The following is a 21,919-nucleotide window of genomic DNA, read 5'->3' as shown; positions in this document are numbered from 1 at the left end:
CATTTCTCCCCACTCCCACTCGATCTTCTATGTCTATCCCCTCATGTTGTTCCAATTGTTGGTGAAAATATTACATCGAGTATATCAGCTTATTCGATCTTGAAAGAATGGATTTTTCCGTCCATCATTTGCATTATAGAGGTTGTCAAGGGACAAACACATTGCCTTCCAAACGTTGAAGCTATCGCTTCGTTCTTGGCGGCATCTTTGTATTATCTCGCGTCTGATTCAAGCTAGGGCGCGTCTTTATCAGCAAGAATGGCTGTCGCACGATGATATTGTACATCGCTTTGGCATTGAACGGAATGAACGGCCATAAGTATGATGCATTGTACGAGCGATGCAGGGTCAGCCAGAGCAGCCAAACGGTTGTACCAATGACGAGTCCGGGAACTCTGAATAGCGCAACCGAAACAAGCAGCACGAGCCTCACGATTCGATTGGCCAGCGCCAGCTCATAGCTCGGTGTCGCAAACATCCCTACGGCAGCAACAGCCATGTACAAAATAACCTCATTGACGAACACTCCTGTTTTGACCGCTATGTCACCTACGAGTATCGCAGCTAGCAAGCCCAATGCTATCGCAAGCGGCGACGGAGTATGAACAGCCGCCATTCGCATGAGATCCACGCCGAGCTCTGCGATGAGGAACTGGAAAATGAGCGGTATCTTCCCTGTCTCCTGCGGTCCAATAATTTGTAGGGCGGCAGGCTTTAATCCCGGCTCGATAACGAGCAGCAGCCACAATGGGAGAATGAAGAGCGATGCAAAAATACCGATGAAGCGCACACTCCGCAAATAGGTTCCCATAAATGCAGTTTGTCGATTCTCTTCTGCATGCTGACATAAGTCGAAAAACGTCGTCGGTAAAATGATGACAGATGGAGATGTGTCGACAAATATGACAATGCTGCCATCCATCAAATGGGAAGCGACAACATCTGGACGTTCCGAGTATCGTACTAGCGGATAAGGGTTCCACGCCTTATTGATAATCGCCTCCTCCAGTTGCTTGTCGGCCAGTGGCAGACCATCCACATTCACCGCTTTTATTTTATTACGAACCGACTCCACTTGACGCTTGTCAGCAATATCATCTATATAGGCAATACACACATCGGTACGGGTACGCCGTCCCACCTGCACCATTTCATACATAAGCCCCGGATCACGCAAGCGGCGTCGGACAAGGGTAACGTTCGTAAGCAGTGTCTCGCCGAATCCGTCACGTGCACCCCGAACCACCCGCTCGAGCGACGGTTCTTCAAGACCCCGCACAGGGAAAGTCTTGCAGTCCACAATAATCGCACTTGATTCATGATCAATAAAGAAAGCGCTGCTGCCAGCGAGCACTTTATTAATGACGCTGCTTAACTTATTCTCCCGCTCTACTTGAACATGAGGGATATAGCGTTCGAACAAGGATTTGAGTGCGTTCGGCGACATTTCTTCCTTATCCAAGTATGACATTCGGGACAAGATTAACGTCATCACTTCGTCCTTAGCAAAACCATTCACATAGAACAGACCTACCCGCCGCTCGCCGAAGACCATCTCGCGCAGCACGATATCGAACGACTCCCCAAGTCCAACTACCTGTTGCAGCGTTCGTTTCGTCTCGTCCAGCTTCTTGGAGATTTCGTCCTTGTCCTGCCAATAGATGATGGACTCTTCTATCGTATCGGACTTCTCACGCTGCTTTTTTCTGTCATGCAAGCTGCCTTGCTCAGATGCATGCTGATGATTGCCCCCATCCTCAGACTGCTCTTTCGGTGATTTCGAATGAGGAGGGGAAAGTACGTCCTTTTGCGACGATTCTTGTTCAGTTTGCTGCTCTGTCATTGGGCAATATCCTCCTTCTTATTGAATCTCCATATCTTGGCATATCCTTCATTGCGAGATTCTCATCATTCACACAGAAATTTCAATGCGGGTATTTAAAACAGTCGAACCAAGATCCAAGAACCTTGCCAATTACCATTGCGGTCAGTAGATGAGGGAGCGCATGTGTCATACCAAGCCGTTTCGCCAATATCGGAAAAACATTCAATACCTCCGTCAGCGCTGCAGCCAAGAGTCCCACGAATACCCCATCCAGCAGTCCGATGAATGGAGAGAACCATCCCGCATAGAAGAATCGGATACTCCATAAATCTGTTACGGTAAAGAACAGCGTGCCCGCAATAATGGCGTATTCAAACCAATACGAACAGTGGAAGGAGCGAGTAAGCTGTGCTAGCCGTGGAAGCATGTCAAGCACGACAAATAATGCCACCATCGCGCCCCCAACCGTAATCCCGCCAGCGATTCCCGCGAACGATGCCAGCAGCTGTGCAAGACCATACAGCCAAGTCTCAGTCACGCTTCAAATCCTCCTTGCGCAATCGCTTGTATTCCTCGGTTATCATGTACTGGTTCAAGTTTTCCTGATATAGGAACATCTCAACTTCAAGCGGTGTCGGCTCTTCATTGAACTTCTTGCGGAAAAAGTGATTAAAAAATACGACCATCCCAAGACCGATGCCAATGGAATAACAGGCTTGGAACCAAAATGGATTCGCATCCTTCCGACCCGTAAGCATTTCTACAATTCGTTTATGTACAGGGAGCATGCTTACATCGGCGTGAAAGTTCATGATCGCGAGGCCTGAACCGAAGAACAGCAGCAGCCAGACAAGAACAATTAGGGCGATATTTGGCTTCTTCACCTGCGTCACAACCTCAACTAATGTATGCGGCTGGCCGAAGCATTCTATGGTCATTCTCGGACACAGTTCCTTAATTGCCCTCGTAATGTGCATCATGTCAATCAATATCATGTTGCCGTCGCTTGTCTTTGGTTCCTTCAGCACAAGCTCTCTTAATTTCGTGTACCATGCATCGTCTGCAATGACCTCAGCTACATCCTTAAGTCGAATCGGATGATCTGGCTTGACCGAAGATTGCTTGCGCAGCCGGATATAGCAGGTACTGCCGGAATCAGGCAACTCATCCAAAGTCGCCATGTTCATCCCCCTCCTTCCTCCATAGTGTTAGTATGGTTGAATAGACAGCAAAAAAACCGCAAGGACATCTCCCTGCGGTTTGCTCCTCATACCCTCTCTGGCTCACTGAGCGATCTGGGCTTTGATGGATTGCAATATTTTCTTCTCCAGCCGTGACACTTGCACCTGCGATATTCCGAGGCGACTGGCAACCTCAGATTGCGTCTGATCCCGATAGTACCGCAAATAGACAATAAGCTGCTCCCGTTCACTCAAGCCTTCTATCGCTTCATTCAGCGCAAGCTTATCAAACCATTTGTCCTGCGTATCATCGGCAATTTGATCCATTAACGTAATTGGATCACCATCATTTTCGAATACCGTCTCATGAATGGATGTCGGTGGTTTATTCGCTTCTTGTGCGAACACAACATCCTCCGGTGATACCCCAAGCTCCGCTGCAACTTCCTTAATCGTTGGAAGCCGATTGAGCCGCTTGGACAACTCATCCTTCGTCTTGCGAACTTTGTTCGCCATCTCCTTCAGTGATCGACTCACCTTCAGCGTTCCATCATCACGCAGAAAACGCTGAATTTCACCGATGATCATCGGCACTGCGTAAGTCGAGAACTTCACGTCATATGATAAATCGAATTTATCAACAGATTTCAGCAATCCGATGCAACCAATCTGGAACAAATCATCTGGATCATATCCTCGATTCATAAAGCGCTGAACGACGGACCAGACAAGGCGTATGTTGCAATTGACAAGTGTTTCTCTCGCTAACGAGTCACCTGTCTGACTGAGTGCAATCAGACGCTTCACTTCCGCGTCATCCAAATAATTGGGCGACGACTGCTTCAAATCAGCTTCCATGGCTTCAACCCCTAATTATAGAGCGCTTTTTTCGATTCAATCCGCTTCTTCATGCGGATGCTCGTACCCACGCCCAGTTCGGTAGTTACTTCGCATTCATCCATGAAGTTCTCCATGATCGTGAAGCCCATGCCAGAGCGTTCCATGTCCGGCTTCGACGTATACAGCGGCTGTCTTGCAAGCTCAAGATCCTCAATGCCTCGTCCATTGTCTGATACGGTCAGCATAATCTCCTCACCGGAAATAACCGCTGAAATCGTAACCATCCCAGTAGGATCATTATCATATCCGTGGATGATACAATTCGTCACTGCCTCAGAGATTACGGTCTTCATATCTGTCAGCTCGTCCATTGTCGGATCCAGCTGCGATACAAAGGCTGCAACAGCCACACGGGCAAATGCTTCATTCTCGGAACGACTGGAAAATTGCAGCGTCATTACGTTCGTGTCTGATTGTACACTCATGATACGACCTCCAACCCATTAAGCGCTTTGCGCTCATTATCGTAAACATGCACAATTTTAAACAAGCCAGACAATTCGAACAGACGTCGTACCGCGGGATTCATATCGCATACCGCCATTTTTCCGCCTCGTCCCTTGATCTGCTTGTATCTTCCTAGAATGACCCCCAAACCCGAACTGTCCATAAACGTCAAATCACGAAGGCTTAGCACGACATGGTTCACTTGCTTGCGTTGAATCGCTTCGTCGAGCTGAATTCGTACGTACTCAGACGTATGATGATCCAGTTCCCCTCTCAGACGGGTAATCAATACGTTGCGCTGGTGTTCCAATTCCACCTGCAGATTCATGGCGCTTCACTCTCCTCCCCATGATGCCGATACAGTTCGTCAATGGGATAACCAATTCCTGCCTGACGACAAAACTAGAAGCTGCACGCCGTTAATTGACAAAAAACAACTTGCCGCACGTACGTTTAAAGAGTGTCCACCAGCCAGCTTTCGCAATTTCCTCGGTGGATTCGACAGGATATTCACGAACCTTCTTATCTCCCTGATAAACGACAAGTTTCCCAAGCGACTGACCCGCCGCTACTGGAGCCTTTACAGATTTCGGACCTTCCAGTTCGAAGCGAAGATTGTCAGTGCCCTCGCCTTTTTTGAGTAAAACATGATATGGACGCTGAGCCTTTAGCTCAATATTCTCGACCATCCCTTTCTCCACACGAATATCGCCAATCTTATCTCCGCTTTTCAGCAGCGGAACATTCGTATACTGAGCGAAGGCATAATCGAACATTTGCGTGACTTCTGCATTGCGTGTCTTCGTATTCGGCTCGCCAAGCACAACAGCTACCACACGCATATTATCCCGTTTCGCTGTCGCAGACAGGCAATAACGAGCTTCTGAAGTAAAGCCTGTTTTCAACCCATCTGCACCTTGGTAGAACCGTACAAGCTTATTCGTATTGACAAGCCAAAATTTCTTGCTGGTGTTCTGTCGCAAATAATCCTCATATGCACCTGTAAATTTCGTTACATACGGATATTTCAACAACGCTTGCGACATCAAGGCAATATCATGCGCTGACGTATAATGATTCTCAGCAGGGAGGCCATTGCAATTTACAAAATGTGTATCCTTCATGCCAAGCTCTGCAGCCTTATCGTTCATCATTTGTACGAACGCCTTCTCGGAGCCGCCGATCTTCTCAGCCATCGCAACCGATGCATCATTGCCTGAGGCCATTGCGATTCCCTTCATCATTTCCTCAACCGTCATCTCTTCGCCCGGTTCCAGAAAGATTTGCGATCCGCCCATAGACGCGGCATACTCGCTTGTTGCCACCTTGTCCGTCATCTTCAGCTTTCCTTTGTCAATGGCTTCCATGACAAGCAGCATCGTCATAATTTTCGTAATACTCGCTGGCGGAAGCCGATCGTGGCTATTTTTCTCGAAAATCACCGTTCCCGTGTCCGCATCCATAAGCACCGCTGAGCGCGCGTTATCCGCCAATTGGGCTTCCGGCGCAGCAGAGGATGTTGCTTGGCTTGGCGTTTCTGAATTTGTCCAAGGCGGCAAGTCTGCCCGTGCATAAGATGCGTTCGCCGAAGAAGGCAATATACAAGCGGCAGCAAATAAAAAGCTAAGGCTAGCACACAGCCATTTGTTCACAGATTGTCCCCTCCTATCTAAATAGCGTACATTCTGAGCGCATTACATGCGCAGGATGCACTTTCTATCCAGTGTTACCTTTCAGAAGCAAAATATTCCACTCTTATCGAAAGATAGAGCAGATCTTGGAAGGTTTATCATGTCATGATGTCGAAAAAATTTGGGAAATAAATTTATGCCTATGAAAATGAAATGCAGTACACAACGAGAGAGGATGACATCATGCTTCAGTCGCAATTTGAACACAAAATGATCTCGCGGGGGTTGAATTTCCCGAATTTTGATTTTACTAAGGATAACCTTGATCGCATCTGTATCGGGCTGCATCTGGGCTATTCAGAGGAACAGCTAATGAAGGAGCTCTCTATTTCGCAAGCACAGTGGGAGAAGAGCATCGATCTGCTCTATGGTGAAGGTCTCGCCAAAAAAGTAGAGGGGCGATATGTTCCGACATTTCCGGTCATCTCACATGAGGCGGGGCAACAGTTCTACCAGCTTAGCATCGCAATCGGAAATGACATCGTATCTCTAATCAATCACAACGCGAATCGAATCCAGCAAGAGACTTTCAAGATCCCGGCATTGCACAATTTTGAATTTGCTGATCTCTCCCTATTTATAATGAGCGATGTATTATTAGATTTCGTGCAAATCGACTATGTGGAACAGTTATTCCTCAAGTCCGACAGACCGTCTCGCAATGGAAAGAACTATTACTATGGTTTGTTGGAAAAACATGCTGATCAGCAGCTAGAGCCGTTCGGAATTTACGGAAACCACTGTGTTCCTATCGGTTCGGCGTACTATTGCGCGTATGGGAATAACAGATACAATCAGCCTCTTCTTCCCCTGTTCAGCAAGGAACAGGTATGTACTTTATTTGGCCCTGAATTATCAGAAAATAAGGCTGCAATTCCAACGATAATCGATCACATTATTCAAAGCTCATCTGGCAACGGTTCGATTGACAGTGAGATACGAAAGGGTTTGAAGCAGTTACATTTGTGGAAGAACGGCAAGCTGATGATCCCTGTACTGAACAACGAGGAATATCAAGCACTGCATCGCATTGCCAATCTTATTACGGCGGATTTGATCAGACTGTTCGAGGATTATCGTTCTATGCTAGTTCAAGCGTATCACGCCTCTCCTTTCGCTGAAGAAACTTCCTTCGAGGAGTATTTTATTTGGTATTATCATTTTTTATATACTTATGTGACTAACCAGCTCATCGAATTGAACGTTATACAATTGCCTTCTTCGAATGGACTCGCTCATTTTATATTGCTGGAACCATAAGATAAGGCCGCTGCTGCTGCCCGATCAACGGACAGCCATGCAGCGGCCTTTTTTCACATAATAGGTTCCCTTTACATCACAGGGATAATCCCGATAACAAGCTTAAGGAATTGGTCTCGAACGAGCTCTGCCGTCTCCATGACCTCATCGTGCGACAATGGCTGATCCAGAATGCCCGCCGCCATGTTGCTGATGCAGGAAATACCGAGCACTTCCATGCCTGCATGTTGTGCAACAATTACTTCGGATACCGTCGACATCCCTACAGCGTCGCCACCTAGCACACGAAGCATGCGGATTTCCGCAGGCGTCTCGTAGTTCGGGCCAAGAAAGCCGACATATACACCTTCCTGCAGTTCAACACCCTGCGAAGCTGCAACGTCCTTCGCCTTCTGGCGAAGCTGCGGGCTGTATGCCTGAGACATATCCGGGAAGCGTACCCCGAGACGGCTGTCGTTCGCACCAATCAGCGGATTGCGCCCAGTCATGTTCAAATGATCGGAAATGATCATCAGATCCCCAGGCTTATAGGAAGTGTTGATCCCGCCTGCCGCATTCGTTACGAGCAACTTGGATACGCCAATCGCCTTCATAACGCGAACCGGGAATGCGGTCAGCTCTGGTCCATATCCTTCGTACATATGGAAGCGGCCCTTCATCATCGCTACCGTACGACCTGCGATCTTGCCGATCAGAAGCTCGCCCGCATGGCCTTCTACAGTCGATACAGGGAAATGCGGAATGTCCCCGTATGCAATCGTTACAGGCTGTTCCACCAAATCTGCCAGCACACCTAGTCCAGATCCCAAAATCAAACCTACTTCAGGCGTATCACTGATCTTAGATTGGATATAAGTCGCTGCCTCTTGAATATGATCGTGTGTAATTGTGTTGCTCATCTTATTTCCCCCATTCATCATTGTCCGATCAGAATCGATCGGTTGTAACATCGTCTTCATCATGCTTTTCAAAATGTGTTGTTCCCCATTGTTGCCCATACCCTTTACAGTTCATGCAAAAAGCTAGTGCCTACTTGAGGTTGGCCTGCTCGGAAATTATCTGCGATCGTAGCACCCAAATCCGCATATGTGGTACGAACCCCAAGTGATTGCCCCGCATGCAGGGAAGGGCTGTACAGCAGAAGTGGAACATACTCCCTCGTATGATCGGTACCCGTATGTGTCGGATCATTGCCATGATCTGCCGTAATGACTAATAAATCATCCGGCCCGATTCTATCCATCATCTTAGGTAGGGCGGCGTCGAACTCCTCCAATGCCTTCGCATACCCTGCCGGATCACGGCGATGTCCGTACAATGAATCGAAATCCACTAAGTTGACGAACAGCAGCCCTTCAAATGATTGATCTAGCAACTCGATCGTCGTGTCGATGCCATGTGCATTGCTCTTGGTCGGATAAGAAGCACTTATCCCTTCTCCTGAGAAAATGTCATTGATTTTCCCCACCGAAATAACATCCTTGCCTGCCTGCTGCAGCAGATTGAGCACGGTATTTGCCGGAGGCTTGATTGCGTAATCATGGCGATTCGGCGTTCTCGTGAATGCACCTGGCTTGCCAATATAAGGCCGTGCGATAACACGGCCGACAGTGTGCGGTTCACACAATGTCAGCTTCCGGGCGATCTCACAAGCACGATATAGCTCATCAAGTGGAATAATATCTTCATGCGCAGCAATTTGGAACACGCTGTCCGCAGATGTGTATACGATCCACGATCCAGTCGCCATCTGTTCCTCACCATACTCGTCAAGGATTTCGGTGCCTGATGCTGGCTTGTTGGCCAACACTTTGCGGCCCGTTTCTTGCTCGAATGCTTCAATCAGCTCTTGTGGGAATCCATTTGGATACGTATTGAAAGGTGAAGTAATGCGAAGACCCATCAGTTCCCAGTGACCGGTCATCGTGTCTTTGCCGACTGAAATCTCCGCCATCTTGCCATATACGCCTTCTGGGCACTCTGCAGCCTTCAAGCTGCCAAGATCGGCGATATTGCCTAAGCCAAGGCGCTGTAAATTCGAAATTTTAATACTCGGTTTATGCTCTATGATATGTCCCAAGGTATGTGTACCCGCATCGCCAAATTGCGAAGCATCCGGCAGTTCCCCAATGCCAACACTGTCCAGAACAATAACTGCAATGCGTCCAAATTGCTTGCTCTCTCTATCCACGGTTACCACTCCTTCTCTTTCTTTGTCTTAGATTATGTTAAGGAGATTTGAACCATACTCCCGCTATTTCTTCTTCGCTCTTGGATGGGCGGAGGTATATACGTCCTTCATACTTGACTTTCTCATATGCTCCACATACCGCTGTGTGGTCGCAAGCTCTGCATGCCCGAGCATTTCTTGCACTGCCCGCACATCCGCGCCATTCGATAACATATGAACAGCGAACGAGTGCCGCAGCGTATGGGGCGCAATGGGAAAGGATAACTCCAACTCTTCTGCATATTTTTTGATCATTTTCCAGAAGCCTTGCCGTGACATCCTTTGTCCACGCACATTGACAAAGAGCGCATTATGCTCTGTAATCTCCAATCCATCAGCCTGTGAAGAGGAGGATAATAATTGAGGGCGTGCATCGTTCAAGTATCGTTCCAACGCTTCAACCGCAACCTGTCCGAGAGGCACAACACGCTCCTTGCCGCTCATGCAGCGCAGAAACCCCAGCTTAGGCTGAACATCCTCCATATTAAGCGACATAAGCTCCGACACTCGAACCCCTGTCGCATATAAAGTCTCCAGCATCGCCCGATCACGAATCCCTAACGGATTGCTCTCGTCAGGTAATGCCAGCAACCGCTCTGTATCTTGCAATGACAAGATCTCTGGCGCTTTGGAAGATGCCTTCGGGCGCTCTACTTCATAGGATGGATCCAGCTTCAAATTTCCTTCACGGATACAGAAATGGAAAAAGGATCGCAGTGAGGCCGCAATGCGCGCAATACTCGAGGCTGCACGTCCATCCCGCTTCAATTGATACATATAATGATTCACATGATACGCACGAATGTCGTCCACCATGCTCACATTGTCGGCGACTGATGCGATGAACATCTGTATATCACGCATATAGGCTTCTCGCGTATTCGAGGACACTCGCCGTTCATGTATTAAATAATCTCGGTATGCTTCCACCTGTTGTTCGATTAAGCCTGCCATCGTACTATACTCCTTACCTTGCGACTTTCACATCTGCAAATCTAAGCAACTGCTCTACAATAATTCAACAACACGAGTGTAAATCCCTTCCCTTGTCCGAACAGTTCGCTACTCGCCCAACCAATAGTACAACCGCAATCGTTCTGTGAACGTCATATGCTCTCTATCCAAGCCATCCTCCCAGCGGAAGACCTTAACTGCCTTGCCATGTGGCTCGCGGTACTTGTCCACTGGATAAATCCAGTCACTGACGGCCCCCATAATATAAGCAACCGCATAGGTCATCATGAGGAATAACGCCATAAACTTGATTCGTCTTAATAGAGCTCGCAAAGGCACTATCACACTGCTCATCCCCTTCCGCTGGGCAAGTTCGACTCTCCTGTAACATATGATGCCAAGCCTTAGGATATGCGGTTCTCTCCGTATTCCCTTTTGAAATTCGCTGCTAAAACATTTCACCGTTCTATATTTGTCTCATACGATACAACAAGGCATTCCATTCCACTAGTCTAAGAAGTTGCACAAATTCGTTTCGAACTGGAGGGCTAGCAAGCATGCGCACCTTATCACGCATGTTGAAGGCGGCTGTAAGCAGCCGTCCTCATCGTAAAGCTGTACGTAAAATGATCATTTTAAAAGACGAAAAAAGCTACAATGCATGCATACTCGAACTCAAAAAATTTGGCATTACCCCAGTAAAACAAGTAGGTTCAGCTAACATGCTGTGCTGTCATATGGACGGCAACCATCATGCCTTGCAGCGATTAAGGAAGCACCCCAGCGTCCGCAGAATTGAAACGGATGCGAGAGTAAGGGCACATATTTATCCCTTATCGTACTATCCTGCTAGTCAGATCCTGAATTCTGTTACAGCAGAACCTACTTCCAGCAAGCAAATTCCGTGGGGCGTCAAGCGTATACAGGCTCCAGAAGTATGGAAATCATCCCAGGGGAAGAGCATAAAGGTAGCCGTAGTCGACACAGGGATATCGGCTCATCCTGATCTCAATATTGCGGGTGGTGTGAACACGATTCGCAAGGGAGGTTCCTATAGAGACGATAATGGTCATGGAACACATGTAGCCGGGATTGTTGCTGCACTTGGAAAAAGTGGTATGCAGTATGGCGTTGCCCCAGAGGTCATTCTGTATGCTGTAAAGGTACTGGATCAGTCTGGTGACGGATATGTGTCAGATATTGTGGAAGGGTTGGAATGGTGCATACGCAATAACATGGATGTCATCAATATGAGCTTAGGACTGAATGGCGCCAGTGCATCGCTGCGCTCTATGGTCAAACGTGCTCATCGCAAGGGCATCGTGATCGTGTCCTCAGCTGGAAATGAAGGAAGAAACAGCGGTAAAATCGATCAGCCTGCCAGCTACCCGGAAGTCATCGCAGTAGCCGCCACTGACAAAAACAATCGCATTGCATCATTTAGCAGCCGCGGACGCGGAATTGATGTTGCTGCGCCCGGCAGCGATATTGTATCCACAAGCAATAAACAAGGATTCATCACAAATTCAGGAACATCTATGGCTGCCCCGCATGTATCAGGTACAGCTGCATTGCTGCTTGCTCACAACCGCAAGGTAAAACCTTCCCTTATTCGCAAGCTGCTCATGGATACTGCGAGGCCTCTGAACGGCTACTCTCGCCATTCACAAGGATCTGGCCTTATTCAAGCAGACCGCGCCTTCTCTTCACTCTCTATTGCCGCTCAGCAAGAAGCAGAAGCCAGCGAGGGTTTCGAATCAGCGCATTCGACTCCAGCCATCCCTATTCAGGCTGCAGCCGCTTCCCGACACAAACACAGGTCAAAGGTGCTGGTAATTCGTCGCCGCAATCGTCAACGTGCCGTCCGTCATTCTCAAGCTGTTGTCCCGCGGCATTCCTCCATCGGCGCCAAAAGCACCTCTGCCGCTCATCGCAAACGGCAAGTGCAGCGAAGAAGAAGGGTATCTACGAATCCTTCAATTATGTAATTGCTCAAGCAATAAAGCCTCGGCAGTCCTGCCGAGGCTTCCTCATCATATCCATCTTCATTCGCTCATTCGCTGCTATCGACCTGCTGTCATAGCGTAGCGCCATTTCAATTCCCTGTTGAATGCTTGCGGTTATTCCGCCTGCTCTTCTGCTTGCTTCTCCCGACAATTCTTACAAATGCCTTGGAAATCCAAACGATGATCTACGACAGAAAATTGAAATTCTCGCTCCAAGCGCTCTTCCAATGGCCCAAGCCAATCCTCACGGATTTCTTGCATAGAGCCGCATTGGACACATATTAAATGGTGATGATGGTGCTTATTCGTATCACCGCGCAAATCATATCGTGCAACGCCGTCGCCGAAGTTCATCTTCTCCACGACATGCAGCTCACTTAACAGTTCCAATGTACGATATACGGTGGCAAGACCGATTTCAGGCGCTTTCTCTTTCACGAGCATGAATACGTCCTCAGCACTAAGATGATCTTCTTCATTCTCGAGCAGGACGCGCACGGTTGCCTCGCGCTGTGGTGTCAGCTTGTACCCTTGGGATTGAAGTTGCTGCTTAATCTTCTCAATCCGCGCTTCCAATGGTCTCCCCCCTTGCCTGCCATCCACGTTTCATTTGTATCACTTCTATATATTATAGGGGGAGAACGCAAGCAGTGTCAAATGAATTGCACAAAGTCAATATTCTTGGTGTTGTCTATTCCTGATCACGTTGTCAATATTGGCACAACCCATCTCATTAGAAGAGGTGACACCCAAGTTGCAACAGCTGCAACTCCTGCCATTCCTACTAAGGATACAGATTGCAGTGTCATGAAGCGCTGCAGAGGCTCACGCAAGGATTGCATCCTAGGAACGAACAATCGATTTTTCAGAATATGCATGGCAAATACCATAGACGCAACGCTTGCAATCATCAGAAAAGGAATCGCAATAATATTATGCGGGGCGACTGATACTAATGCGAATAATACGCCTTTCCATGCATACTGACTGATGAGTGTCCCCACCGAGAATCCGATAAACACACCCTTCGCAAATACAAGTGCAAGCACAAGCGGAAATCCGATTATAGATATGCCAAGCAATGCAATTAATGCAATCCATTTGACGTAGAACATCGTCGAGTTCAAAAACGTCTCTCCACTATTCCCCACCTGATTAGAAGCAGCAGACTCTTGTCCCATTGTGGACACAAACTGACTCACATGGTTCCCGATATCCTGCTGTTGTTCCAATGTCAGTGCATTCACGAGCAAGGAACCAAACACAACGCCGACGAGGAAGAGAACGGACACGAAAATATATAAATGGAGCTGAGAGCGAAAAGAGTGAGCAATAGGCTTCATGGATGATGCCCCTTTCGAATAAGTTGAAGCGACGAATATCTCGTCCATCCAGCTTATGCTCATGCTCGTCCCTTTATGATTCGAACTATTCTCCTGTAATTACTTTGCCGTATGTGCCTCCGCCGCCGCTTTGTAGAGACAGCTGTCCGCTCCTAGCGAGCACAATAAGTTCTGCTGTAGCTTGTCCAACCACTTGCTTGAGTTCCTCCTCCGTTGCATGGTGCAGTACGTTCATCTCCGTTCCGAAATGCTCCAGCAGCTTGGCAAGCGTTCGCTTCCCTACACCAGGGATGAATTCAAGCGGAATCTGCATGCAATATGGTGGGCGATAAGCTGGAATCTCCGATTGTTCGCGATCTGCGATAGAACGTATCCGCTCGGATACACCACGGATGAACTTCGTTGAACCACATTCTGGACATCTTGGCTGTACCTGATTCGCGTGGGTATCTGTGATTTCTACGGAAGCAGTACTGTCTACAACGTGGCCACATTTCGCACAAGAAGTGCGATGATATTTACCAAGCCGCGGATTAAGACCATAATTGGCTGTAACCCCGCGACCAGCTTCCCTACGCAAGGCCATTGCCCACTCCTTGAATGTTGGTGAAGCCATGGCAAGTGCATTGTACTCCCTTGCAATTTTACTTAGTGAATGTGCATCTGAATTCGTCAGCAATGTAAATCGATCCAACTCAGAGATACATCCCGCCATTTCCGTATCAGCACTTAAGCCCAACTCCACAGCATCTATAATCTCCAGATCGAGCACATCTGCCATTCTGTCAGCACAGTTCCCATATATACTTTTAAAAGGTGTGAACACATGCGCAGGCACGAACAATCCCCCATATGCCGCAGTTTCTTCCTGCAGTGCTCGCCCTGGCAAGTACACACGCTGGGACGATAAACTCATGTTGGTGACATGAGGGGATAGCCAATTCGAGAATCGTTCCATAGCATGGATATTCGGCAAATAACACAGCACATGTGCAATGCCATATCCTTCTTCACGAATTTCGAGCTCGGTTCCTAGAAATATCGTGGTGTTCTTATACCGGATACCGCCATCCTGAAGTTCCTCCATCTCGCCTTTATCAAGAAGCGTTGCGATATCCCGCAGTACACCCGGCGCATGCGCATCAATGATGCCAATCAGATGAACCCCTTTGTGTTCGGAAGCTTCATGTGCTATTGCCTCGAAGGTCAAGTTGCGGCTCGCGCTGATTTTCACAGGCTGTCCTTCCGAGGTACTGCCTATATGAATATGGAAGTCACCATACATGGTATGCAACTCTTCATGCTGTCCACTTCTTGCTGCATTCTCCATTCGGTTATACCGGCCACTTTCCTGTTAGTTTGTAAATTTGCCATGCATACATCGCATTGATAGTCTTCGCATCGCTAATTCGCCCTGCGCGCATCGCAGCAAATGCTTCCTCTAGCGTCATCGCATCTACTTCCAAAAATTCATCTTCGTCCGTATGTGCTTCGCCGGCTATCAATTGATCTGCTGCGTACAAATGAATGATTTCATCCGCAAAACCAGGCGATGTATAGAATGAGCCTAATGGAATGAGATGTTCTGTACGATAGCCTGTCTCCTCCGCAAGCTCACGCATTGCAGCTACGATTGGCTCTTCACCCGGATCAAGCTTGCCTGCTGGAATCTCAACCTGATTGCGCCCAAGAGGCTTGCGATACTGTTCAACAACAAGCATTTTATCCTCTTTGATCGCTAATACCGCAACAGCCCCTGGATGACGGACAATCTCCCTTGTTGCAGTCGAACCGTTAGGAAGCGTAACCGTATCTACCTGAAGCTTAATGATCTTCCCATCAAAAATAGGCTTCGTCTCTATTGTAACTTCTTCTAAGGGATTGCTTGCCCGTTCAGAACCTCGTTGCTCATTCATATATTCGTGCTCCTTTATGTACATATTTCCGTTCCGCTGAACATACCCATTATATCATTACGGCTTGTCCGATTCGATCCGGGAGTGATGAATGGATGCAACGCATATATCAAGCACAGGAAATGCTGTTAGTAGGCAAGAAGCAAGAAGTAATCGTCGAACTGCGTCGTCTCATGATGCGCCATGGTGGAAACACTCCACTGTCTCAGATATTGGACAACCAACCCGCCACCCGCAAATTACCGAGCAAATAGCTTACCTCTTGGCGGCTTCCGCTGTTCTGTCCTTACCATGCTTAATCCCCCTGCATCTTATGCACAATCGAACCGTTTCAAAACAATTAAGCCCTTGTTCATGAATGGTATCGAACAAGGGCTTCTCCTATGCAGCACAACTGCTGAGTATGATAATCATTTCATTCATTTCCTGCAATAATCATTCAGAAGCAAGCTACATGTCGTGCATTATACTTGTGCAGCTTGTTGAATAATCGCGACTACCAATTCACTCGTCTTCACCAGGTCGGATACGTGAATACGCTCCTTCGTTGTATGGATGTCCAAGTATCCTACTGCCAAGTTAACCGTAGGTACACCCATGCCGTTGAAGATATTTGCATCACTGCCGCCGCCTGAATGGAACAAGCGCGTCGTTGCGCCAATACTCTCAATAGCACGCTTAGCGAGCTGCACAACTTCATCTTTCTCTGTGAATTGGAATGCAGGGTACACGATGTCACTGTGGAACTCGGCTCTTGCTCCACATTCCTCTGCAGCACTCTCGAGCGCTTCCTTCATTGCCTTCACTTGAGCTTCAACCTTATGCTGTACGATACTGCGTGCTTCCGCATGCAGCTTCACATAGTCGCATACAATGTTCGTCGCTCCACCGCCTTCGAATTTGCCGATGTTCGCAGTCGTTTCGTGGTCAACACGTCCAAGCGGCATACGGGAGATCGCTTTGCTGGCAACTTGAATTGCACTGATGCCATCTTCCGGATTCACGCCTGCATGCGCGGACTTACCGAACACTTCCATTGTAATTTTCGCTTGCGTAGGAGCCGCAACTGCAATTGCTCCAATCTCACCATTTGAGTCCAGCGCATAACCGAAGTCAGCCTGCAAGTGGCTGCTGTCCATTGCACGAGCACCTACAAGGCCGGATTCCTCACCTACTGTAATGATAAACTGGATCGAACCGTGTGGTGTATTCGATTCTTGAATGAGTCGGATCGCTTCGAACATAGCAGCAAGGCCTGCCTTGTCGTCTGATCCAAGAATCGTCGTACCGTCACTGCGGATATATCCATCTTCGCCAAGCTGCGGCTTAATGCCATTGCCCGGTGTAACAGTATCCATATGGGAGGTGAAGAACAAACGCTTTGCGCTCTCTTGACCTTCTGTTGCTGGCCAGTTCACAATCAGGTTTCCTGCTCCATGTCCCGTTGCAGACGTTGTATCATCTTCCGTTACTTGGAGGCCAAGTGCCTCGAACTGCTGTTTCAACGCATCACAGATCGCACGTTCGTTTTTCGTCTCACTATCAATTTGAACCAATTCCATAAAGTGCTTTACAAGTCTTTCCTGTTGAACCATATCTCTTTCCTCCAAACGTTTATTTAAGGTACAATAGAGAATAACTCATGATCTTATTGATGAAAGGAGTTCTCTGTTCTTATGCAATCCAAACGATGGTTTAAAATCATTATATATGTCATGCTCGCCGCGATGCTCGCATCCACCGTGCTTGTGATTGTCGAGCCATTTATATATGGCTAGTGCTTCAAGCTGATCCATGCTAGGGGTACCTAGCTGCATCTCATCTTGCAACCACATAAGCAGAGCAGCTACGGGACAAGCCATGCGAGCAATCGCATGGCTTGAACTTATTGCGGCCTCCTAAACCAACAGCGAAGTGTCAAGCTTGGCCGCTTCGAATCCGAAAACATGAATAAGATGAGGCAGCAGCAATTGGCCTACTTGCTCCACTGTGAAGGTTTGACCTGTGCAATCCTCCAGTGATGTTACCCCATACTCGCTAATTCCACACGGAATAATGCCTGAGAACCCTTCATGCTGGATGCCGCTCTTCACATTGAGTGCAAAGCCATGGCTGGTTACGAAGCCACGACGGCGTCTGCATTTATTGAATTTCACACCTATCGCAGCTATCTTAACATTGCCAACCCACACACCGGTATACTCTGGCTTGCGGCTTCCGATTACACCGAATGTCGCAAGAAATTGAATAATCGCTTCTTCCAATGATCGCAAATACCCGTGAAGATCAAGCTGTGGCCCATCCAATAGCACTAACGGATAACCAACCAGCTGTCCTGGACCGTGATATGTAATATCCCCGCCACGATCAATCTCGTACAGTGCAATTCCTTGTCTCTCCAGTTCTTCCTTGCTTAGCAGCAAATGCTCCGGGTGGCGCTGTGAACCGATTGTATACGTAGGAGGGTGCTCCAATAGCAGCAGCGTATCTTCTCTCGTACCACCATCAATGGCGTGAACGAGTTCCTTCTGCATATCCCATGCTGCGCCATAATCGACACGCCCCATATGGGTTACACGAAGAGCCTTATCCGCTTTGTTCCATTCATTATTCATTGTCATCACGCTTTCTTCCGTCGATTCGTGCTGATTCTATTTTAATACACTTTCGTGTCCAATGAGAAGCTTTCGAGATTTTCTTTCACGCGTTGTAAAAATCTACCGCAAATTACGCCATCTAATATCCGGTGATCCAACGACAGACACATATTCGCCATCGAGCGGACGGCAATCATGTCATTAATCACAACAGGCTTCTTCACGATCGATTCAAAGGTAAGAATGGCAGCCTGCGGATAATTAATGATCGGATAAGACAGGATGGAGCCGAACGACCCCGTATTATTCACGGTAAATGTCCCACCCTGCATATCATTCGGAGACAAAGTTCCCTCTCTTGTCTTCCGTGCCAGCTCATCAATCTCTCGTGCCAACCCTGCAATGTTCTTCTGATCAGCCTTCTTAATGACAGGCGTTAATACAGAATCTTCTGTACCTACAGCCAAAGACAAGTTTATGTCGCGCTTCACGATAATCTTATCGACAGCCCACACCGAGTTCATAATCGGATAATCCTTGATCGCATTGACGATCGCCTTCAGCACGAATGCCAAATAAGTCAGGTTAATGCCTTCCTTGCGCTTGAATTCATCCTTAATCTTGTTGCGAAGCTGTACAAGATTCGTAACGTCGACTTCAATTGTCGTCCAAGCATGCGGAATTTCAGAGACGCTCTGGCGCATACGCGTTGCGATAGTATGCCGAATCGGTGTGACGTCAATGAAGGTCTCTCCATTGCCAGCTTGTGTTCTTCCTTCTATTTCAATCGAAGGAATGCGCGGCGTTTCTGTAAGATGAAGTCCGGTGTTGCGCACATGCCCGCTTGCATGCTGCACCGCACTTGGTTGCGGGGCTGCACTTGCTCCACCAGCTATTTCTATACCAGACGATGAGGCTGGTGCATTGCCAGCTGCAGCAGCACTTGATGGTGTTACTACGGTTTCTCCACCAGCTTCAATTGCAGCCATTACATCTTTGCGTGTAATGCGGCCGCCCAATCCAGAACCAGCCACTCGCTGCAAATCAATTCCGTGCTCCTGCGCAAGTCGCTGCACGGCGGGTGAATACCGATTGCGCATATCCTGCCCCGTTTGATTTACTGAAGCATCCGCTGAATGGCCCTGATTCTGCTCAGAGGCACCTGCAGCTGACGATGGCACAGATGCAGCAGCTTGTGACTGAACACGGCAGATCACCGTGCCTACCGCAACGGTTTCGCCTTCATGCGCCACAATTTCTTGCATAATGCCTGCTTCTGTTGCCGGCAATTCAGCTACGACCTTATCTGTAATCACTTCACAAATCGGTTCATACGCATCAAAGGTCTCCCCTGGACGTTTCAGCCATTTGCCGATAGTCGCCTGTACAAGGGATTCTGCCAACTGCGGCATCAATACTTCTGTTCCCTGATTTGAAGACATCGTTTTCACACTCCCGTTCTGTACGGTCGAAGGAGAAGTTCCGTCATAAGCTGTGCCATGTCTCTCTCCTCCTTCATACCGTCTGCCATTCGATTAGAAGATCGCCAATTGGCGCATCTCTTCCTTCACTTTGTCCTTATTCAGCATGAAGAATTTCTCCATCGGAGGACTATAAGGCATTGCAGGCACATCCGGTCCGCACAGACGTTGAATCGGCGCATCGAGATCATAGAGCAGCTCTTCTGCAATGATTGCCGCTACCTCTGCCCCGACGCCGCCAGTCTTGTTGTCCTCATGAATAATCAGCACTTTGCCGGTCTTCGAGACAGCTTCAAGTATCGCTGTTCGATCAAGCGGTTGAATCGTACGCAAGTCCAGTACATGTGCGCTGATGCCTTCCTTCGCCAATTCTTCCGCAGCTTGCAATGCATAATGGACTGGCAAACTGTAAGCAATAACTGTTATATCCGTTCCTTCACGAACCACTTTCGCTTCACCAATCGGTACTACGTAGTCCTCAACTGGAACCTCTCCCGAGATCATTCGGTAGCACTTCTTATTCTCGAAGAAGATAACCGGATCAGGATCACGAACTGCCGCCTTCAGCAGGCCCTTGGCATCATATGCCGTTGCAGGAGCAACTATCTTTAGACCTGGTGTCCCGAAGAATACAGATTCCGGGCATTGTGAATGGTACAACCCCCCTGCAACACCACCGCCAATTGGGGCGCGTATCACAAGTGGACAGGTCCAGTCATTGTTTGAACGATATCTAATCTTAGCGGCCTCACTAATGATTTGGTTCGTTGCTGGGAACATGAAGTCTGAATACTGCATCTCAGCAATTGGCTTCATTCCTACCATTGCAGCTCCAATTGCAACGCCGGCAATGGCCGACTCTGCAAGCGGGGTATCTAACGATCTAGCTTCGCCAAATTGTTCATACAGCCCCTTGGTTGTTGTGAAGACGCCACCTTTGACCCCGACATCCTCACCGAGCACGAATACATTGCTGTCTCGTTCCATCTCTTCCTTCATTGCAAGTCGAATTGCGTCAATATACTCTATTACTGCCATGTTCCCTGACCCTCCTCCGCGTAGACATGCTTCAGTGCTTCTTCCCCTTGCGGGAACGGCGCCTGTTCACCATATGCGGTTGCGTCATCGAGCACAGCTTTCAGTTCAGTGCGCAGAGCTGCATCTTCATCTTCAGACCAGATGCCGCATTCAATCAGATAGGCCTTGAATCGAGGAAGACCATCCTTATTCCGGTGCTCCTCCACTTCTTCCTTCGTACGATATACCATGTCATTATCCGCAGTTGAATGGGGAGACAAGCGATACATGACTGCTTCTACCAACGTAGGCCCCTCACCTCGGACAGCACGTTCACGCGCTTCCTTCATAACTCGGTATACTTCTAACACATCACAGCCATCAACCTGAACCCCTGGGAAGCCATAACCCAAAGCCCGATCACATACGCGACCTGCAATTTGCTTCGCAATTGGAACAGAGATGGCATATTGATTGTTCTCTACCATAATGATGGTTGGCAGCTTATGAACTCCTGCGAAGTTGCAGCCCTCATGGAAATCTCCCTGGTTGCTGGAACCTTCTCCAAGCGTCACAAATGATACAGAATCTTCATTGCGCATCTTCGCTGCCAGAGCTATGCCTACCGCATGTGGAACCTGTGTCGTTACCGGACTAGAGCCGGTTACGATACGCAGCCGCTTGCAGCCGAAATGACCTGGCATTTGGCGCCCACCGCTGTTCGGATCGCCCGCTTTGCCGAACAAGGCAAGCATTAGTTCACGTACGGTCATACCAACCGACATGACAAATCCATAATCTCGGTAATAAGGCAGGAAGTAATCTTTCTGATGATCGAGCGCAAAAGCCGCGCCAATTTGCGCTGCTTCTTGGCCTATGCCTGATACGTGAAAGTTGATTTTACCGGCACGCTGCAGCAGCAGCGCACGTTCATCGTACATGCGTGCAAGAAGCATCATGCGGTACATTTCCTGTGCCTGCTTATGGGTTAGGCCAAGCTCTTCATGTCTCGTCTGCTGACGAGTCGTCATATCTGGTGTCATGGAGTCATCCTCCTTTATTATCGCAAAG

Annotated in this window: 24 protein-coding genes; 4 read left to right on the top strand and 20 right to left on the bottom strand. The window is 48.3% G+C overall.

Annotated features, from left to right (window positions below; translation table 11 throughout):
- Positions 1-181: 181 nt before the first annotated feature.
- The 7 genes from RQP50_RS07250 to RQP50_RS07220 all read right to left on the bottom strand — a co-directional run bounded on the left by RQP50_RS07250 (position 182) and on the right by RQP50_RS07220 (position 6,005).
- Entirely contained in the window at positions 182-1,843 is a 1,662-nt protein-coding gene (locus RQP50_RS07250) for a spore germination protein (protein WP_072727920.1), read from the bottom strand.
- 82 nt (positions 1,844-1,925) lie between these two features.
- On the bottom strand, positions 1,926-2,363 hold the full coding sequence (locus tag RQP50_RS07245) for a stage V sporulation protein AB (protein ID WP_021252938.1): 438 nt from the start codon (positions 2,361-2,363) through the stop codon (positions 1,926-1,928).
- Positions 2,356-3,006: a stage V sporulation protein AA gene (locus RQP50_RS07240; RefSeq protein WP_065290824.1), complete on the bottom strand. Its 651-nt coding sequence runs from the start codon at positions 3,004-3,006 to the stop codon at positions 2,356-2,358. Before RQP50_RS07240 ends, RQP50_RS07245 begins: the two co-directional genes overlap by 8 nt.
- A gap of 102 nt (positions 3,007-3,108) precedes the next feature.
- Positions 3,109-3,864, bottom strand: coding sequence for an RNA polymerase sporulation sigma factor SigF (sigF, locus tag RQP50_RS07235; RefSeq protein WP_021252940.1), 756 nt, complete (start codon positions 3,862-3,864; stop codon positions 3,109-3,111).
- 11 nt (positions 3,865-3,875) lie between these two features.
- Positions 3,876-4,331 (bottom strand): anti-sigma F factor, encoded by a 456-nt coding sequence (gene spoIIAB, locus RQP50_RS07230; protein WP_021252941.1) that lies wholly within the window; start codon positions 4,329-4,331, stop codon positions 3,876-3,878.
- Positions 4,328-4,681, bottom strand: coding sequence for an anti-sigma F factor antagonist (spoIIAA, locus tag RQP50_RS07225; RefSeq protein ID WP_021252942.1), 354 nt, complete (start codon positions 4,679-4,681; stop codon positions 4,328-4,330). The genes spoIIAB and spoIIAA overlap by 4 nt, the downstream gene beginning before the upstream one ends.
- Before the next feature lie 91 nt (positions 4,682-4,772).
- Complete coding sequence (locus RQP50_RS07220; protein WP_072727919.1) at positions 4,773-6,005, bottom strand: D-alanyl-D-alanine carboxypeptidase family protein; 1,233 nt, start codon at positions 6,003-6,005, stop codon at positions 4,773-4,775.
- A 222-nt stretch (positions 6,006-6,227) separates the two neighbouring features.
- On the opposite strand from RQP50_RS07220, the gene RQP50_RS07215 reads away from it, so the two are divergent.
- A complete protein-coding gene (locus RQP50_RS07215) occupies positions 6,228-7,304 on the top strand; it encodes a hypothetical protein (RefSeq protein ID WP_315744300.1) in 1,077 nt (358 codons plus the stop codon).
- Between the two features lie 71 nt (positions 7,305-7,375).
- On the opposite strand, the gene RQP50_RS07210 is transcribed toward RQP50_RS07215, so the two are convergent.
- From RQP50_RS07210 to RQP50_RS07195, 4 genes are all read right to left on the bottom strand, one after another.
- Positions 7,376-8,203: a purine-nucleoside phosphorylase gene (locus RQP50_RS07210; protein WP_028533120.1), complete on the bottom strand. Its 828-nt coding sequence runs from the start codon at positions 8,201-8,203 to the stop codon at positions 7,376-7,378.
- Between the two features lie 104 nt (positions 8,204-8,307).
- Positions 8,308-9,495 (bottom strand): phosphopentomutase, encoded by a 1,188-nt coding sequence (locus RQP50_RS07205; RefSeq protein WP_315744297.1) that lies wholly within the window; start codon positions 9,493-9,495, stop codon positions 8,308-8,310.
- A 63-nt stretch (positions 9,496-9,558) separates the two neighbouring features.
- Complete coding sequence (locus tag RQP50_RS07200) at positions 9,559-10,488, bottom strand: tyrosine recombinase (protein ID WP_072727915.1); 930 nt, start codon at positions 10,486-10,488, stop codon at positions 9,559-9,561.
- Between the two features lie 108 nt (positions 10,489-10,596).
- Positions 10,597-10,842: a DUF4227 family protein gene (locus RQP50_RS07195; RefSeq protein ID WP_227774397.1), complete on the bottom strand. Its 246-nt coding sequence runs from the start codon at positions 10,840-10,842 to the stop codon at positions 10,597-10,599.
- A gap of 203 nt (positions 10,843-11,045) precedes the next feature.
- On the opposite strand from RQP50_RS07195, the gene RQP50_RS07190 reads away from it, so the two are divergent.
- Positions 11,046-12,476, top strand: a complete 1,431-nt coding sequence (locus RQP50_RS07190) for a S8 family peptidase (RefSeq protein ID WP_315744294.1) — start codon at positions 11,046-11,048, stop codon at positions 12,474-12,476.
- A 132-nt stretch (positions 12,477-12,608) separates the two neighbouring features.
- On the opposite strand, the gene fur is transcribed toward RQP50_RS07190, so the two are convergent.
- From fur to RQP50_RS07170, 4 genes are all read right to left on the bottom strand, one after another.
- A complete protein-coding gene (fur, locus tag RQP50_RS07185) occupies positions 12,609-13,070 on the bottom strand; it encodes a ferric iron uptake transcriptional regulator (RefSeq protein WP_065290817.1) in 462 nt (153 codons plus the stop codon).
- 125 nt (positions 13,071-13,195) lie between these two features.
- Positions 13,196-13,837 carry a stage II sporulation protein M gene (gene spoIIM, locus RQP50_RS07180; RefSeq protein ID WP_072728491.1) on the bottom strand — a complete coding sequence of 214 codons (642 nt, stop codon included), beginning with the start codon at positions 13,835-13,837 and terminating at the stop codon, positions 13,196-13,198.
- 85 nt (positions 13,838-13,922) lie between these two features.
- Positions 13,923-15,167, bottom strand: coding sequence for an endonuclease Q family protein (locus tag RQP50_RS07175; protein ID WP_315744288.1), 1,245 nt, complete (start codon positions 15,165-15,167; stop codon positions 13,923-13,925).
- A 4-nt stretch (positions 15,168-15,171) separates the two neighbouring features.
- Positions 15,172-15,753, bottom strand: a complete 582-nt coding sequence (locus tag RQP50_RS07170) for an NUDIX hydrolase (protein WP_315744286.1) — start codon at positions 15,751-15,753, stop codon at positions 15,172-15,174.
- 95 nt (positions 15,754-15,848) lie between these two features.
- Between RQP50_RS07170 and RQP50_RS07165 the strand changes: the two genes are divergently transcribed.
- Entirely contained in the window at positions 15,849-16,007 is a 159-nt protein-coding gene (locus RQP50_RS07165) for a hypothetical protein (RefSeq protein ID WP_315744284.1), read from the top strand.
- Between the two features lie 210 nt (positions 16,008-16,217).
- On the opposite strand, the gene RQP50_RS07160 is transcribed toward RQP50_RS07165, so the two are convergent.
- The gene (locus tag RQP50_RS07160; RefSeq protein ID WP_315744282.1) at positions 16,218-17,348 is read right to left on the bottom strand and encodes a M20/M25/M40 family metallo-hydrolase; all 1,131 of its coding nucleotides are present in this window, start codon (positions 17,346-17,348) and stop codon (positions 16,218-16,220) included.
- A gap of 81 nt (positions 17,349-17,429) precedes the next feature.
- Here RQP50_RS07160 and prli42 point away from each other — a divergent pair, with 81 nt between their 5' ends.
- Complete coding sequence (gene prli42 / locus RQP50_RS07155; protein ID WP_005546772.1) at positions 17,430-17,531, top strand: stressosome-associated protein Prli42; 102 nt, start codon at positions 17,430-17,432, stop codon at positions 17,529-17,531.
- 120 nt (positions 17,532-17,651) lie between these two features.
- On the opposite strand, the gene lipB is transcribed toward prli42, so the two are convergent.
- The 4 genes from lipB to RQP50_RS07135 form a co-directional block, all read right to left on the bottom strand.
- Positions 17,652-18,368 carry a lipoyl(octanoyl) transferase LipB gene (gene lipB, locus RQP50_RS07150; RefSeq protein ID WP_036590568.1) on the bottom strand — a complete coding sequence of 239 codons (717 nt, stop codon included), beginning with the start codon at positions 18,366-18,368 and terminating at the stop codon, positions 17,652-17,654.
- A gap of 41 nt (positions 18,369-18,409) precedes the next feature.
- Entirely contained in the window at positions 18,410-19,792 is a 1,383-nt protein-coding gene (locus tag RQP50_RS07145) for a dihydrolipoamide acetyltransferase family protein (protein WP_315744279.1), read from the bottom strand.
- 93 nt (positions 19,793-19,885) lie between these two features.
- Positions 19,886-20,869: an alpha-ketoacid dehydrogenase subunit beta gene (locus RQP50_RS07140; RefSeq protein WP_315744277.1), complete on the bottom strand. Its 984-nt coding sequence runs from the start codon at positions 20,867-20,869 to the stop codon at positions 19,886-19,888.
- A complete protein-coding gene (locus tag RQP50_RS07135) occupies positions 20,860-21,891 on the bottom strand; it encodes a thiamine pyrophosphate-dependent dehydrogenase E1 component subunit alpha (RefSeq protein WP_072727909.1) in 1,032 nt (343 codons plus the stop codon). The genes RQP50_RS07140 and RQP50_RS07135 overlap by 10 nt, the downstream gene beginning before the upstream one ends.
- Between the last annotated feature and the right edge of the window lie 28 nt (positions 21,892-21,919).

The organism is Paenibacillus suaedae (assembly GCF_032337355.1).
In the GTDB taxonomy this organism is placed as follows: Bacteria; Bacillota; Bacilli; order Paenibacillales; family Paenibacillaceae; genus Paenibacillus_B; species Paenibacillus_B suaedae.
Note: the sequence above shows the minus strand (reverse complement) of the source record. Positions and strands in the feature narration are given on the sequence as shown.